Below are 16,798 nucleotides of genomic sequence, written 5' to 3' on the forward strand. Positions count from 1 at the left end.
GGGATGGAACTTTTAGTTTCAAGGCATGAAACTCCTGGTTTCAAGCAATGAAACTGTTGGTTTCACGCCGAGAAACTGTCAGTTTCATGCCTTGAAACAAATGAGGTAGTTATTACTCGTCTTTTCCGGCAGCGTATGCCGCCTTTTTATCCATAATATCCAGTATCTGGTGTTTCAGTGAGAAGCGGATGTGGTCGATGTAGATTTCCTGTATTTCAGGTATTTGTCCCAGTCCTTCCATACGCACATTTACTGTGTATCCTTCTTTTTCGAGTGCTTCTTTCCATTCTCCGGCAATATCATTCTTAGCATGATCGCCGGCTACAAACATGAATGGAACCAGAGTTACTTGCTTCGTCTTTCCGGCTTTCAATTGTGCCAGCATCGTTTCATATGAAGGATATCCTTCGATGGTGCCTACATGGAAATTCACCAGTCCTTTGGCTTTCAGCATATAGTCCATCTGGCTATAGATTGCCGTGCTGGGGGTATAAGTTCCGTGACCTACAAGAACAAAATGTTCCGTACTCTTTTTATTGGAAGTTTTCTTTCCTTGTGCAGTTGCGTCAAGCCGTTTTCCTAATATGCTTACCACCTTTTCTGCATCTTCTACTGAGTAGAGCAGGGGAGTGCCTATACGAATTTCCTTAAAGAAAGGTTGTACACTTTCCATATCTCGACGAAGTGACTCCATCTCTACGCCGTCAATGATGTTTGAACTTTGCACAATAACATGTGTGTAGCCTTCGCTACGCAGACGGAGCATAGCATCCAGCGGAGTTAGTTTCTCGATGCCACGTGCTTTAAGACGACGGATAATAATACGGGAAGTAAAAGCTTCACGCATTTCCAGATCAGGGAATGCTTCGTGGGCTTTTGCATTGATAGCGTCAATGGTCAGAGCACGGGTATCGTCGTGCGTAGTACCGAAATGTACCATTAGCAGGGCGGCTTTATCACCGGGTTTCATACTTGCCAGCATATCGCTTGCTACGAAGTTTTCCCCCTCGTGCGCAGGGCAGAGGAGGGAAACTGTTAATAGTATAATGAGGGAAAGTAATCTCATAAATAGATATTGTGGGATTATTTTTTGAAACGTAGTAAAAGGCTTACATAAAATGTGCGTCCCGGTGTGAGAGAGGCCAGATGGGATGCATCCGGACGGCGGTCGCTGTAATCGAAAATATTGTTGATTCCTACACCCGGTTCTATGGTGAAGTATTTTAAGCCGTCAAAAGTATGTCTTGTGCTGATGTTCCATAAACCGAATCCGGGAGCGGATTCATCAATCCATTCATCACTTTCTAAAGTTTCATGAATGCGTTTGCTTTGTACGCGACCGTTCAGGTTGACATTCAGCCGATAGTTCTTCCAAGCATGCGCATAGTTTGCGTTTACATTACCCGAGTGGCGGACACTGCGCTCTATTTTGTGCCATCCGGTTTCACTGTCTTTAGTTCTGGCGTCGGCAAAGGTATAGTTACCGCCTAAAGAGAAACCATAACCCAGATTGGCATTCAGGTTCACTTCAAATCCTTTGACCAATGCTTTATCATTGTTGACGTAGTTCTGGATATTACCCAGCTTGGCATTGCCGCCATATAATTCGTTTGCGATTTCCTGGAAAGCAGCTTGTTCGGCCTCCGAAAATTCGGATAGTTTAACGGTGCGCGCTACAATCATATCGCGTAACTCGTTGATATATCCGGTTACTCCCACCGTTAACCATTTCTTGTTGAACTCTAAATTGATGGAGCCATAGTTGCTTTTCTCCGCATCCAGATTCTTGTTTCCGGCACTTAATGTTCCTGCTCTGGTTCCTCTTTGAGAATAAGAGTATTTGTATAGCTCATCAAGTCCGGGAGCACGGAATCCTGCCGAATATTGTCCGCGAATGGTGAAATCACCTAAACGATACATTACGGCAAGTTTGGGTGTAACGTTACTCTTGGCTGTTTCGTGGTATACATAGCGCAATCCCGCCTGTATCTGTAAGTTCTTAAACAAAGTGATTTCTTCTTGCGCATAGGCTGCCCAGGTGTATGCGCGCTCATCAACGTTGAATGAAGGCCGATCCAGAGTTTCCTGTATATATTCCACTCCGAATATGGTACGGGTATTTTCCGTAAAGCGGAACAATGACTTCAGGTTTCCGCTATAATAATGCTGCCGTTTCTGCCGCACTTCGTCTCCCGTCTTGTAATCTCCGTTATCACTGGTGTACAGATAATTGGTATCGTAATTATCATTCTTAATATCAAACTGGATATAAGAACGCTTGTTGAAGTTGTATTTGGCTCCTGCTCCTAAACTGTACGCATCGTATGTCAGATTATACTTCAGGTATTCGGGCTGACGTTTAACTGTACGGTCATAATAACTGCCTTCAACATACACAGCCAGTTTGTCATTCGGCGTGAATTGAAACATCTGGGTGTAATTGTCCGTATAGAAAGCGTTAGCATCATGTTGGTCTCTCGCTTCGCCATCTGCATCTACACGTGTGAGAGTCCAACCATCGGCCTGACGACGTTGATAAGAAGTATAAGAAGCAAACTTCTCTGTTTTGATGTCTACGTTGGCTGTCTGGGTGAACTGTCCGCGCTCTTCTACCTTTGTATTACTGGTAACTGTTATGTCATTTATCGGTTGGTTTGTAATGATATTGATTACACCACCAATAGCATCACTACCATAAAGAGCGGAACCGGCACCCTTTAGGACTTCAATACGTTTTACGTTACTCATGTCAATGCGGTTCAGGTCGATATTGTTACTGCTGTCTCCCGTTAGCTTCTTGCCATTAATAAGTATAAGTACATACTTGTTCGACAGTCCGTTTAGCATAAGGTAGTCTCCCATTGAGTTGGTAGAGAAAGACAGCGATGGAACCAAAGCAGTCATCGCCTCACGGAAATCTGTAATTCCAGCCTTTTTAATGTCGTTCGCTGTTACTACTTCCACTGGTGTTGGGGTGTCTTTCAGCCTGTGATGCGTACCTGTACCTGTTACTACAACAGGATTAAGTTCTACACTCAGGTTCTGATCCTGTTTTGTCTCTTGTGCAGATGCACTCATTGCTACACATCCTCCCATGAGGATGAACAGCCAATTCTGTTTCTTCATTGATTGATAAATAAGAATTAATACTTACCCTCTTGACCCCGAGACGGCGTTAATTATGTGATTACTCAGGCAGGTTTCCTGACTCAGCCTTTACGGAAAGTAACCTTCCCATCCTTGGTTTCCCATTTGTTGGACAGTGGTTTCTGGAAGTTCCTCAATGAATACTTCCCGTTTTTTGTTTCGCGTTATCTGAAACAAAATTAAGGCTTTACAGTAGCGGGCACTGTTCCGGTTTCTCACCGGATTCCCTTTTATGTGGAGTGTTGAACACACTTCACATCACCTAAGCGGGTGCAAAGATAAACATATCTTTAGATAAGGAAAAGTATTTTAGACTTTTATGTTTAGGAAAACGTTCGTTCGAATGGTATTTTTAGTGATTTGTGTTTTGTGGAGAATGATTGAGAAACAGATGAACTTTAACAAAAATATTTGCGGCTACGAGAGTTTGCGCTTAAGTAAGTATGAAACTTTATTTATATAAGCATATGCTCTTGTAGCCGCAAATATTAGATTGCTTGTATTAAGGATGATATTTAGAACGACCGTCCTTTGAACACACTTGATTCAGACAGTGGGATGAGTTTGCCATCCAGTGATAATCTGTTTGAGTTGAAATTTGGGTTGATTGTTGCAGATGCATTGTTAGATCCATGAGCTAATCTGATAGAAACTTGTGCAGATATTCCGACACCTATTACATTAAAGCTGCAACTCACGTTTCCTTTTTTATCTGTAGTTGTTTTAATGTCACCAACTCTACCGTCCACTGTTACGCCACCAATACCGTTAGGACCTGCAAAGGCACCGTTGAAAGCAACTTGTACGGATGCTTTTTCACCGTTTAAAAGTATAAAGTTAGTATTTGATGTAACAAAAGCACTACGGCCTCTTTTGAATGTCACACGGTCCGCTTCCAATACAAACTTTCTCTCCTTAATGGCTTGTACGGCATCAGCGTATGCTCGTTCTTCTTCTATTTTCTCCTGAGCTTTTATTGCATCACGTTGTGCTTTGCGTTCAGCACGACGACTTTCACTTTTACTTTCCTGTGCATAGATTGTTGTAGATGCACCTATGAAAACTAACATTAATAATACGATAATCTTTTTCATAACTTATTCTATCTTTTTGTTAGAGTAAACAATCAGGGAATGAAAAAGATGCATGTAAACTATATTATTATTATGTGTATTAATATTTATTATATGTTATACACTGTCATTTATCGATCATGGAACATACTGCTGCATCTCCGGTTACATTTACTGCGGTGCGCAGCATGTCCAAGGGGCGGTCCACCCCCAATATCAATGCCAGACCTTCTGCCGGAATACCTACGGAAGTGAGCACCATTGCCAGGATGACATAACTGCCTCCGGGGATACCCGGGGTACCGATAGAAGAAAGTACGGTCATAGCAACGATGATACAGAGTTGGGAGAAACTCAGATCGATCCCTAAAACTTGTGCGATGAAAAGAATGGCAATGGTCTGATAACAGGAAGTACCGTCCATATTTATGGTAACGCCTACAGGCAGGACAAATGAACTGACTTCTTCTGAAATACCTAATTTTTGTTCTACCGTCTTCAGAGTTACGGGCAAAGTGGCGGCACTACTACTTGTTGTGAAAGCAAACAGTTGCACGGGGTACATGGCACGAATGAACTTCTTTGGACTTATACGTGAAAAGAAGTGTATCAGTGCGGGATAGAAAACCAGTAACAGTATAAACAAGGCAACGACAACTGTCAGTGCATAGACAGCCAAAGCGCTGAATATACTGGTGTCTCTCTGGAAATCTGTAACCAATCCCGACATCAATGCCGCTACCCCCCAGGGAGCAAACAGGATGATGTAATCCACCATTTTCAGAATGATCTCGTTGAGGCTGTCGAACAGGGCTATGACGGGCTGAACCTTCTGACTGGGTAGCGCCAACGTTGCCAGTCCAAAGAGGACGGCAAAAAAGATGATCTGTAACATCTTACCGTTGTCAGACGCAGCTTTGATGATATTATTCGGAACGATATCAGTCAGAAATGCTAACGGACCTTGTTCTCGGTTCTGTTCGGCGGCTATTTTTTTCTCCTCTGCCATAGTGTGGTAATGTTCTTGCAGATGGGCTACTTGTTCGTGGTTTACCAGTTTGCCCGGTTGCACCAGTAGCCCCATTGCAAGACCTATGAGGATAGCGGCTACAGTCGTACAGATATATATTCCGATGGTCTTTCCACCGATACGGGAAAATTTACTGATGTCCTTCAGTCCGGTCATTCCCTTTATCAGAGATATAAAGACCAGGGGAATGGCGATCAGTTGGAGAAGGCGGATGAAGATTTGTCCCCAAGGCTGTATCCAGTGGCGGATGAATGTATCACCACCGTCTACTTGTAAGGCGATGAGCCCGATGATAATACCGGCAATCATTCCTATCAGGATTTGCAGATACAGGGGAATATCGGATATTTTCTGTCTTAGAGTCATAAGAAAAGCGTTATTCTATTATTAAGTTTCGTCCTTTAGGGTACTTCACTTTATAACGTAAAGCTAAATCACGTTGTTCGCCGGGCTGTAAGGTTATTTGCCAGGTGATGATGCCTTTTGCTTCATCCAGAGTACCGCCGCTGATTTCTTCTGCTGTTACGGTAATGTTATTGTTGCGTGATACGGGCAGTTGGTCGTAAAGCGTAAGATTGATAGGTTCTGGGCGCGTATTGCGGACAGAAAGTTTCCATGCAATGGATTGCGTCTGATTGGAACCCATAAACTTGCGTGAGGTATATTCGTTCTCTTTCGTACGCTGTATCATGATACGTTTATCACGACCTAAAGAGAAGGATAGTGTGTCGTTCTGTTGGGTGACATTCATAATGGATTTGCCAATGAAAGTATTCTCAAAGTAAACATTTGCTTCGCCTTCAAGTAAGTTTAGCTTTTCCCAATCGGTTACTTGGGCAATCAGGAAAGCATCTTTATCTATCTTCGGAGTACTTTGGTAAGTATAGGAAGCGGGTAATTCATAATGACCGATTTCAGCAACTACGGGCTTGTTATCAGAAGGAATGGTGTAGGGGACTTTTATTTCAAATTCGTAGCCCATCTGTCCCTGGCTTTGTTCAACGTCAAGGGCCATGCTGGCTTCTTCTTCGTATTGGATATCTTTTTTAGGGGCTTTCTTAATATTGGCGGAAGCACCTGCCATAAGAGATCTCCTTTCAGCACCGTAACCTACTACCACAACTTCATCCAATGCCTGTGTATCCTCCTGAAGGGTAACATTCATAATGTTTCCTTGTATATCTCTAGTCTGAGTCTGAAGGCCAATATATGAAAACTGAAGTTTATTTTGTCCATTGGGAATAGTTATGGAATACTTACCGCTTATGTCGGTTATGGTTCCTATTGTAGTCCCCGGGATGGTAACGGTAGCACCTATTACGGGCGTACGTTCATTATCAAGGACGACCCCTGAAACAGTGTTTCCATTGAGATTCAAATTGTAGCGTGGTGCTGCAAGTCCGTAATCCAACCAGTAAGTAGACAGAGTGGGGGCTACGCTTCCGGTGGAAGGATTAGAGGAGGAAAGGGATAATTCTACGTTCTTCCACTCTTCCTTGGTATTCTGAAAGATGTTGGCTTTGTAGATGATGGAGATAGGCTCGGCCAGACTACCGGAACGAACATCATAGGAAGGGAACCAACCGGCATTTTTTACATAATAGTTCAGAGTGAATGTAGCTTTGCAAGCTGCTGGCGCATTTACATTGACCATAATTTCACTCATAGGGGTTAGAGATTTACCGCTTAGTTGTGCTAGTTCAGAGTTTAGTTGCCCCTGTTTGATGGCAAGTTCAGCTATCTGTTCATTGATAGCCAGTTCTTTTGTTTTCAGAGCTTTCAACTGTCCGGAATAATATTGATTCACTTCTTTGATCGTAGCCAGAGAAGTAGCGGTATTTTTATTGCTGACTGAGCAGTTTGTTTTCAGCATTTCATATTCGGCATTGATAAGTCCAAGCTCGGCATTTTGTTCTTTCTGCTGCTTCTCTATTTTTTTAAGTTCCTTTTGCAGGCTTTGTTGTTTTTCGCTGACGGCGAGGCTGTCTGTATAGTTGTATTGCCGGTTGACTGCCGTAACGGTGAGTTTTCCCTTTGCACTGACCTGCATACTTTGTGCATCCATATAGGGGGATAATCCGGTAAAGATGAGTGTTGAGTTTCCTGCCGGAATATCTACTTGTTTGGTACGCGTCACTTGGGCGCCGTCAATGAACAGCATTACCTTTTCGGCAGTTGTTTTCACCTTGTTTTGTCCCATAAGGGTGGTGGCTGCACAAAGGCAGAAACATGCCCATAGTACTAATCTCAGTCGTTTCATAGTCAGTCTTTTTAATGTTATGTCACAAATATATGGATATTTCATTAACAATTGCTTTTATATATTGTCTTTTTTGCTTGCATCTTTACTGAAAAGGTTGTTCTTTTGTGCAATGTGTTTGTTTACTTAATCTATCGAGGTTTTATGAAAATCAATCAATGGATATTTTACTCTTTGTTTCTGGGACTCATCAGTTGTCAATCACAAGAACAGACTTTTACCGTGCACTGCACCGGACTGGATGCTTACGAAGGAGATACGGTCTACTTGTGGCGATATGGCGCCGACCGTATGACGGGTGACCGTGATTATGGGAAAGCTCCCTTGGACTTCGCTATTATCAGAAACGGAGAAGTTTCATTTTCCGGAAAAGAAGATACGTTGCATATCTATGGAATGGAGCATCCCGGCAGTATGAATTTCTTTTATCCCGAAAGAGGGAAACTGACGTTGGCAAATGTAGTCCCACCGGCAATGCCTGTACCGGACGAAAGTACCAATCCCCATTCACAAAACGTACGTCTTTGGAAACTTTGGCATGAAGATCTTTTTCCGCTGGAAGCTACGCGGCAATTTGTATTCGACAATGCCCGGAACGCAATAGGATGGATGGTGTTTGATCGTTGGGCAGCGATCTATCCGGATGAACTGGAGACATTGTACCAGAAAACTCCTTCACAAATGCGCGACAGTACATCTGTGTTGATAGGACTGAAACGGATGCTGGATGCTACCCGTAGCTTGAAGCCGGGAGATCATTTTATTGACTTCAAACAAGTGGAGTATGCAGAGAAAGACAGTTTGCTCTTTTCGGACATTGCAGGGCAGGGACATCCCGTGTGTTTATTCTTTTTTCTGAAGCCCGATGAAAAAGATGTTGTCCGTACAGAAATCAAAAAACTGCGAGAGCAATATCCCGATATACGTGTAATTGTCCCCACTTATAGATACCCGGACCCGGAATCTAAAGAGTTCATTCATGAACTGGAGACCGTCTTTCAGGCGACCATCCTGGATGACAGTCGCCGTTTTGAGAAAAGTGCCCGCTGGAAGTATCGTATTTACGGTTCCTTCAACTACGAATACTTATTTGATGCCCAGGGGCAGTTGGTGAAGATGAACCCTGTTTTATAAAGACGTATAATAGGCTTCTGCCTTTGCAAGTGTCTCTGGCTTGCCCACATCAAACCAGTTTTCGCTGTCTATAGGAAAACATTGAATGCGTGCTTTCGGGCAGATATCCACATAAAACGGGATAATGGAAAATTTCCCTGTCCAGCGTTCATCTTCCATATAGCGAAAAATAGAGGGAGAAAGAACATGGACGCAACCAAAGGCTTGCAACTGATAATGATCGCTGGGATAATCGAGTTCTTTGGGGAGTACTTCGCCTGTAGAAATATTCGTCCAACCACAAAGGCGGTTATCTTGATCCATCAATAGATAGCGGGATGTTTTCCGGTGATTAGTGAGCAGAGTGGCATCTGCATCACTTTCCAGATGGTGGTGGTAGAAAGCATTGAGATCCAGGTCTGTCAGGATATCGGCATTATGTATAAGGAAAGGCTCGTTGCTCTCCAGCAGAGGACGGGCTTTTTTAATGCCACCACCGGTATCCAGCAGTTCACCCCGTTCGTCACTGATATGAATATCCACACCGAAGTTCTGGTTTGCACGGAGGAAGTCTATAATCTGACTTCCAAAGTGGTGGATGTTTATGGTGATATCATGGAAGCCGGCATCTTTTAGCTTTAAGATGACGCGCTCCAGCATCGTTTTGCCTGCTACGGGGACAAGTGCCTTGGGCATATTGTCTGTCAGTGGGCGCAGGCGGGTGCCGAGGCCTGCGGCGAATATCATTGCTTTCATTGTTTTAAATTATTGAGCTACTGATAAATTGAATTAAGATTTTAAATGTAAGCTTCATAAGCGGATTGAAAAAGAAGGAGATTTATGCCCTATCTCCGTACTATCTCTGCATAATCTCCGTACCATCTCCGTATCAACTCCGTATTAGGTTCGTATCAACTCCGTACTATCTCCGTATAAAGGCTGTTCGTATAGATACGGAGCAGGTACGGACTTGGTACGGAGCGGGTTATTGGGAGATAGTCTTTAGTTTTTCGCCTTAAACGTCTGTTCAATGTTCTGTTCCCGATGCATCAGATTTACCTGTACTCCGAATTTCCGGTTCAGATGTTCTGCCAGGTGTTGTGCTGAATAAACCGAACGGTGTTGTCCGCCTGTGCATCCGAAACAAATGGAAAGGTTCGTAAATCCACGTTCCATATATCGTTTCACGGAAGCGTCTACCAGACCGTATACATGTTCGAGGAATGTGGTTATTTCTCCATCGTCTTCCAGAAAGCGGATAACAGGTTCATCCAGTCCGGTGAAGGGTTTATAACGGTCGTACTTACCAGGGTTGTTTACGGCACGACAGTCGAATACAAAGCCACCACCGTTGCCACTTGAATCCTCAGGGATACCTTTTTTATATGCAAAACTGGTGACCTTTACTACAAGACGGCGCTTCTGGAGATCGTCAGTAAATTGTTTCAGCTCAGTAAGTTCTTTCAGCACATGACAGAGGTACGGATATTCGGGATAGGGTTCCTGCAATAGCTGTCGCAGGTTTTCAATAGCGAAGGGGACGCTTTGGATGAAATGGGGTTTCTTCTCGAAATAACCACGGAAGCCATAAGCACCCAGCACTTGCATGGTACGGAACAATACGAAATGACGTAATTGAGCATAGAAATATTTCTCGTCCACAGGCTGGTATTTACACAGGGAGTCCAGATATTCCTTTAAAAGTTCTTTGCGAAGGCTCTCGGGATAATTGGCTTTAGCTTGCCACAGGAAGGAAGCCACATCATAATAAACAGGCCCCTTGCGTCCGCCCTGAAAGTCGATGAGCCATGGTTCACCTTCTTTAATCATAACGTTCCGGCTCTGGAAATCACGATACATGAATGTAGCCGAACTACTGCGCATCAACACGTCTGCCATTTTCTGGAAATCATCTTCCAGGCGATCTTCCTGAAATTCCATTCCGGTAGCTTTCAGAAAACAGTATTTGAAGTAATTCAAGTCCCATAAGATACTGCGACTGTTGAATTCCGACTGTGGGTAGCAATATGAGAAATCCATTCCGTCTGCACCGGAGAACTGTACGGCTGGCAACAGGCGCATTGTCTTGCGCAGAAGCTGTTTCTCTTCTTCGTCAAAGACACTGGTCTTGCGCCCTTTTTCGATGGCATTGAATAGGAGAGTGTCTCCCAGGTCTTCCTGCAGATAAAATGCATCGTTATCACTCTTTGCTACGACTTGTGGCACGGGCAGTCCTTTTTTGCGGAAGTGGTCTGCCATATAGAGGAAAGCCTGATTCTCTTCGAGGGAAGTCCCGCTGACACCGATAAGGCTAGGGGGGCCCGTAAGGCGGAAGTAACGACGGTTGGAGCCGGATGAAGGAAGTTCTTCAATAGCTTCCGGTTCGTGTCCGGTATACGTACAATATAATTTCTTGAGTTCTTCAGTAATCATAGTAATTTACTTTTATTTGGGCAGCTAAGGTAAGAGTTTTAGGGAATATATACTACCTTTGCGGGAAATAAATCTGTGCGGTATGATAAGAAATATTCCCCAATTTCTGATAGCGGCGCCTACTTCGGGCACTGGAAAAACCACTGTCAGTCGATTGCTGATGACGTTATTGACGCAGAAAAAACTACGTGTACAACCCTATAAGTGCGGGCCGGATTATATCGACACGAAGTATCATGAAAAAGCTTGCGGAATTCCGTCTTACAATCTGGACCTTTTTATGGCTTCCGAGCATCATGTATGCAAGGTATATAATCATCATGCAGTAGATGCGGATGTTTGTATTGTAGAAGGCATGATGGGAATGTTTGACGGATATGACCGTAGTAAAGGCTCGTCGGCAGAGATAGCAAAGGTACTTCGTCTGCCTGTGGTGCTGGTGGTAAGTGCTAAGGCGGCGGCTTACTCATTGGCGGCAATGATAAAAGGATATATGGATTTTGATCCGCAAGTGGAGGTGGCAGGTGTCATTTTCAACCATGTGGGCGGTGACCGGCATGAAGAGATGCTGCGTGAAATCTGCGAAGATCTGAATATTCTTTGTTTCGGATGTTTGCGGAAGTATGATGTGCTGAAAGAAGAAAGTCGTCATTTGGGGCTGGACTTTAGTCGGAAAGAGAAAGGAAGTATCACCCAAACAATGATGAAAGAACTGGAACATCAACTGGACATTGAGTTATTGCTGGAGATGACAAGACGGAGTGTGAATATTCCTGATAAACCGGAGAGAAGAAAGAGACCGCTTGCCAATATGAATATATGGATTGCCCGCAATAAGGAGAGTTTTTCATTTATTTATGCAGAACATCTGGAGTGGTTGAATTGGTTGGGGAAAGTTACTTATTTTGATCCGGAGGATAATAGCGTTGTACTACCGGATGATGTGGATGTACTCTACCTGCCCGGAGGCTATCCGGAGAACCGTGCCAGGCAACTGAGTGCGGCAACGAATGTGATGAACTCCATCAAAGACTATATAGAGCGAGGTGGATATACACTGGCCGAGTGTGGGGGGATGATGTATCTTACATCTGTTTTGATAACAGGTACTGATACCCGTATGGAGTACAATATGGCAGGTGTACTGCCCGTCAAGGTATCCGCATTTAAGGGTGATATGCGTCTGTCACTGGGATATAGGAGCTTTGAATTGAGAGGTATGAAGATACGTGGGCATGAGTTCCATTACTCGCAGGTCATTGAATCGGATGAGGAACTAACCTCGGCAGCTCAGGTATATAATGCCAAGGGACAGCCGGTGGACACACCGGTCTATCACTATAAGAATCTGATTGCAAGTTATACGCATTTATATTGGGGAGAGACTGGATTCATGAGGCTGTTTGAACCGGTCCCGGGAAATTCGGTTTTATTCTAAAATTTTAGTGTCATGAGAAAGATTTACACCAGAACGGGAGATAAGGGAATGACAGGTATCCACGGTGGAGAACGTGTTCCGAAGGATGATATCCGTATAGAAGCTAACGGCTGTATTGATGAATTGAACACTGTAATAGGTATTGTCAGGTCGTTGCTGCCGGTAGATGATGTTTGGCAGGGATTGTTGCATGATATACAACGTGAGTTAATGGTAGTGATGAGTCACGTTGCTACTCCTTCTGCATTGCGGGATGCAGATCCTAAATGTCCGGGGAGCGGTAATCCGAACCCACTGCATGCAGCAGAAATGACTGTGCAGTGCGAACAGGCTATGGACGCCATGATGCTTCAGTTGGAAGATAATGGCTATTTCCTCTTGCCGGGGGGGACGCAGATTTCAGCGCAATTGCAATTTGCCCGTGCCGTGGCACGTCGTGCCGAACGACGGCTCTGGACTTTGAATCGGGAAGACTCTGTACCGGAAGATATCTTGCGCTTTATCAATCGTCTTTCTGATCTTTTCTTTGTCATGGCACGCATGGAGATGCAGCGACAAGGATGGGACGAGGAACGATGGCAAGCGTTTGCTTATAAGAGAAAGAGAAAACAGCCTTAATACCTAAAATAGAATACCTTCTTTTTGAAGACCCACAGACTCAACAGGAAATATACTATAACTTGTATCCACAGCGTTATCATTTCCGGACGAATATCCGCCAGGGTTCCTCCCATTGAATTCAATTTGACAAAAGCCAACACGGCAGGGGCTGCTGGAACTACATAGTGTGCTGCCTGCCAGTACCATGGCATCAGTTCAAGCGGGTAGGAAACTCCGGACAGGAAAATATATCCTACGGAGAAGAAGGCAATCATCAGCAGGGGAGCTTCAGAGTCGGTGAAGTAGCGTGATGCCGCCAACCCAAAGAAACTTGTACCTAGCAGAAAAGGAATCATCATTGTAATAATATCCCTGCCATTTCCTATATTGGGAATACTGAAAAAGTGAGGAAGCAAGCCTAACAGGAATAAGGCAAAGATGAAGTAAAGCATAACGTAAACGAAAGTTCTTCCGGAAACATTATATAATGCTTGTCGCCAGGCGGAACTATCAGAATTCTCCTCCTTCCGAGAGGTTGTTCTCCCCCGACTAACGGGGGAGTTAAGAGGGGGTAAGTACCCGTAGGGGGAGGTGGTAGGTAAACGCTTTCGTTCCGCCTCTTCTCCTGTCACCATTCCTATCACCATCAGCAGTGTCTGAAAAATAATGATAATCATGACAGCGGGGATGAGGTATGAACCGTATCCTTCGGTATAATTATATAAGGCTGTACCCGACACGTTTACAGGTGCCGATGAGGCTACTGCCAGCAGTCCCTGAGGAGGTAAGAATACAGCACCTTCTGCACGATGCGCATCGTTTACGGCAAGCATCACACGGGAAGATGCTTCTTGCAGATTCTTAAAATTCAAGAAAGCATCCGTGGAGGCATAAACGGTAAAGACTGATTGTTCACCGCGACCGACGCGGGCATCAAAGTCAGTGGGGAGGTAGAGAATACCATCTACTTTACTCTGTTTCAGCCATTCTTTTGCTTCAAGATAGTTCGGAGTAAGTGCATAGACTGATGCTTGTGGGGTGGCATTGAGCAGACGGATATATTCGCGGCTGAGGGCGGAATGGGAATTATCGACGATGGCAACCGGTGTTTTCCGCACAAGGTTGGGAGCATACATCAAGTTATATAAAAGTCCGTAAGCGAAGATACCCCCCATTAGTACTAACAGTATAGCCGCATTGGTGCTGATGGAGCGCCATTCGCGGAAAATGACAGTTGCTATTGAGTTGTGAGAAGTATTGTGTACGCGGGGAAGCGGTGTTTCATTCTCACAGATACTAAGTTCTTCCTTATCCTTCAGAATCCAATGTTTCAATCTGGGTAGTATCAGTAGTGCCACCAACGGAAAAAGCCAAAGTATGGCTGCCGATTGCCAGTAATACCCGAATCCCGAATCAAAATAGAGCATGGATTGTGCTATTTCCGTGAAATGACGGACAGGAAACAGGTAGGATGCGGCATGTACGGGAGGGTACATACTCGTCACTGGGAAAGTGACTCCGGAGAGTGTGGCACCGAGTGAACCGACCATGGATACAATGCTGATGATATAAGCTATCCGTGGAAAAATAGAGAAGATGAACACGGCAAGTGCCTGTGTGGCAATAATAAAGAGTGTTGTCATAAGGTTCATCATCAGCAGACTTCCATGGAAGGGGATGTGCAGTACACCGTATAGAATATAGTTAGCCAAAATACCGATTACGGAGAAGATGAAAGTATAAGGCAATAACTTCCCGACAACTGCTGTGAGGATATTTCCCCGCGCTGTTGTCAGCCACTCCTGTGCCGTATGGAACTTCAATTCACTACCTATAATATAAACCGTTATCAATAGAACAAGTATCTGGAACAAGACATAGAAGAAAGGCTGGCTCAGATAAATGGAGTAATCGAGGTCAGGGTTATAAAGAGGGTGCATACTGGATTGCACGGGTAGGAGAAATGTGGTGATTTGCTCCTGGCTGACTCCCAAAGAGACGGCTTCCATAGCAATGGGAGAGAGGGCGACAGGTGCCAGTGCCGTTTCAAAAGCTGCCATCAGTTCACTACCTACGGAAAGAAGGGCATAATGATAATAATAAGAGAGTGTGGCATCCATTCCTGTCGTAGCCCGTTGGGTAAAGCCCGTGGGGATGGACAAGTAACCATAGATTTCTTTCCGTTGCACGGCTTGTCGGGCGGCTGTTTCATCGGTGAAGTGCCGGGTTACTTTGAAGGTTGGTACAGCGGAGATGTTTCGTACTATTTGCCGGGATGTGGCGGTGTTATCCTGGTCGACAATGCCGATAGGGATATTCTCCATTTGTCCGCTGCCGAAAATGGTTGCCATGAAGAACAGGCAGAACAGGGGCAGCACGAGACATACCCCGAAATAAAGTCGGTGGGAAGTCATGCGGTGAAGTTCGCGACAAAGTACGTTATATAATGGATGTTTCATCATTTACAAAGTTATTTCAATGATTACACATATTAATCATCTATGGTCAATAGCACTGACATGCCCGGACGCAATCCCTCTACTTTTTGGGTAGGACGGGCGTGTATCTCAAATGTCTGCATGTCATAGCTTCCTGTCTGTTTGGTTGATTTCCAGGTGGCAAAACTACCCAACGGACTGATATAATAAATACGGAATTCCACATCTTTTTTGCCGATAGCCGGGACTTTCGCACGGAATGTACCGTCCATTTTGAATTGGGGCATCAGATCTTCGCGTATATTGAGTACAACATGTGCATCGTTCATAACGACAAGATTCATAATAGGGGTACCCGGTGCCACAAGCTCTCCGCGTTTAGGAAATATGGTTGCAATCTGTCCGTCTTCCGGTGCTGTCAGGCGTGAATCGACAAGGAGGGCGGAAACTTCATCCACTGTGCTTCGTGCTGCATCTACCATGCTTCGTGCCGATGCACGGTCCTCACTTTGTGCACCGTCTACTGCCATCTGATACTGTTCGTAGGCGGCACGTTCGGCGGCTTGTGCGGCACGGTACATGGCTTCTACTTCGTCCTTTCGTTGCGAGGTGACAACACTGTCTTTATACAGTGTCAGGATGCGTTGGTAGGTTGTTTGCGCCAAGGTCAGGTCACTCTTGGTTTTATTCCAGAGTTGCCCGGCGGTGGCAATGATTTGTCGGCGGGTACCGGCATCGATTTTCTTATTCTGTTCCTGGGCAACTTGTTCCAGGGCATTTACTTGCCGGTATTTGGCTTCTATCGTCGGACTATTGATGACGACAAGTGTATCACCTGCCTGTACCCAGTCTCCTTCACGGACAAGGAATGAATCTACACGTCCGGGAAGTTTACCGCTGATACGGATTTCGGTTGTTTCTATCTGTCCTTGGAGTACAAGAGGCTGATGACTCATGAGCAACATTCCCAAGAGAGAGACTAATATAGTGATTGCCAATATGATGACAAATGCGATACTGATGCTTTTTTTTGATAGTTCCATAATTGTTATATATTTGTTGTACGGTTAAATGGGAATTTAGCGGTGAGATGTCGGAGTATCTCAATTCCCCTCCTCCTCGGAGGAGGGGTGCCCAGAGGGCGGGGGGGTAGGTGGGAAAGAATTCCTTAATATTCTTATTAATAGGTATTTATTATTTTACCTACCACCTCCCCCTACGGGTACTCCTCCTCCGAGGAGGAGGAGAATTGAGATAGTTCTGCCT

General features: G+C 44.7%; 12 protein-coding genes and 1 riboswitch. Of the genes, 3 read left to right on the plus strand and 9 right to left on the minus strand.

Features of this window, described 5'->3' with window-relative positions; all coding sequences use genetic code 11:
• Positions 1–112: 112 nt before the first annotated feature.
• From BN161_RS15260 to BN161_RS15280, 5 genes are all read right to left on the minus strand, one after another.
• Positions 113–1,066, minus strand: coding sequence for a sirohydrochlorin cobaltochelatase (locus BN161_RS15260; protein WP_044267741.1), 954 nt, complete (start codon positions 1,064–1,066; stop codon positions 113–115).
• Between the two features lie 17 nt (positions 1,067–1,083).
• Entirely contained in the window at positions 1,084–3,126 is a 2,043-nt protein-coding gene (locus BN161_RS15265; protein ID WP_044267743.1) for a TonB-dependent receptor plug domain-containing protein, read from the minus strand.
• 51 nt (positions 3,127–3,177) lie between these two features.
• Positions 3,178–3,428: riboswitch (cobalamin riboswitch) on the minus strand.
• Positions 3,429–3,662: 234 nt separating this feature from the next.
• Positions 3,663–4,241: a DUF4251 domain-containing protein gene (locus BN161_RS15270; protein ID WP_044267747.1), complete on the minus strand. Its 579-nt coding sequence runs from the start codon at positions 4,239–4,241 to the stop codon at positions 3,663–3,665.
• 106 nt (positions 4,242–4,347) lie between these two features.
• The gene (locus BN161_RS15275) at positions 4,348–5,616 is read right to left on the minus strand and encodes a dicarboxylate/amino acid:cation symporter (protein WP_044267749.1); all 1,269 of its coding nucleotides are present in this window, start codon (positions 5,614–5,616) and stop codon (positions 4,348–4,350) included.
• Between the two features lie 10 nt (positions 5,617–5,626).
• Positions 5,627–7,510: a DUF4139 domain-containing protein gene (locus BN161_RS15280; RefSeq protein ID WP_244436514.1), complete on the minus strand. Its 1,884-nt coding sequence runs from the start codon at positions 7,508–7,510 to the stop codon at positions 5,627–5,629.
• A gap of 144 nt (positions 7,511–7,654) precedes the next feature.
• Here BN161_RS15280 and BN161_RS15285 point away from each other — a divergent pair, with 144 nt between their 5' ends.
• Positions 7,655–8,644 (plus strand): DUF4369 domain-containing protein, encoded by a 990-nt coding sequence (locus BN161_RS15285; protein WP_044267755.1) that lies wholly within the window; start codon positions 7,655–7,657, stop codon positions 8,642–8,644.
• On the opposite strand, the gene BN161_RS15290 is transcribed toward BN161_RS15285, so the two are convergent.
• Together BN161_RS15290 and BN161_RS15295 are read right to left on the minus strand one after the other, a co-directional pair.
• Complete coding sequence (locus tag BN161_RS15290) at positions 8,639–9,379, minus strand: nucleotidyltransferase family protein (RefSeq protein ID WP_044267758.1); 741 nt, start codon at positions 9,377–9,379, stop codon at positions 8,639–8,641. The two genes, BN161_RS15285 and BN161_RS15290, sit on opposite strands and share 6 nt — an antisense overlap.
• 246 nt (positions 9,380–9,625) lie before the next feature.
• Positions 9,626–11,056 (minus strand): RapZ C-terminal domain-containing protein, encoded by a 1,431-nt coding sequence (locus BN161_RS15295; RefSeq protein ID WP_044267760.1) that lies wholly within the window; start codon positions 11,054–11,056, stop codon positions 9,626–9,628.
• 82 nt (positions 11,057–11,138) lie between these two features.
• Between BN161_RS15295 and BN161_RS15300 the strand changes: the two genes are divergently transcribed.
• Positions 11,139–12,494 (plus strand): cobyrinate a,c-diamide synthase, encoded by a 1,356-nt coding sequence (locus BN161_RS15300; RefSeq protein ID WP_044267761.1) that lies wholly within the window; start codon positions 11,139–11,141, stop codon positions 12,492–12,494.
• A gap of 12 nt (positions 12,495–12,506) precedes the next feature.
• Positions 12,507–13,112, plus strand: a complete 606-nt coding sequence (locus BN161_RS15305) for a cob(I)yrinic acid a,c-diamide adenosyltransferase (protein ID WP_044267762.1) — start codon at positions 12,507–12,509, stop codon at positions 13,110–13,112.
• On the opposite strand, the gene BN161_RS15310 is transcribed toward BN161_RS15305, so the two are convergent.
• On the minus strand, positions 13,109–15,553 hold the full coding sequence (locus BN161_RS15310; RefSeq protein WP_044267894.1) for an ABC transporter permease: 2,445 nt from the start codon (positions 15,551–15,553) through the stop codon (positions 13,109–13,111). The two genes, BN161_RS15305 and BN161_RS15310, sit on opposite strands and share 4 nt — an antisense overlap.
• A 32-nt stretch (positions 15,554–15,585) precedes the next feature.
• Positions 15,586–16,575 carry an HlyD family secretion protein gene (locus BN161_RS15315; RefSeq protein WP_044267763.1) on the minus strand — a complete coding sequence of 330 codons (990 nt, stop codon included), beginning with the start codon at positions 16,573–16,575 and terminating at the stop codon, positions 15,586–15,588.
• Between the last annotated feature and the right edge of the window lie 223 nt (positions 16,576–16,798).

The organism is Bacteroides timonensis (genome assembly GCF_000513195.1).
Taxonomy (GTDB): Bacteria; Bacteroidota; Bacteroidia; order Bacteroidales; family Bacteroidaceae; genus Bacteroides; species Bacteroides timonensis.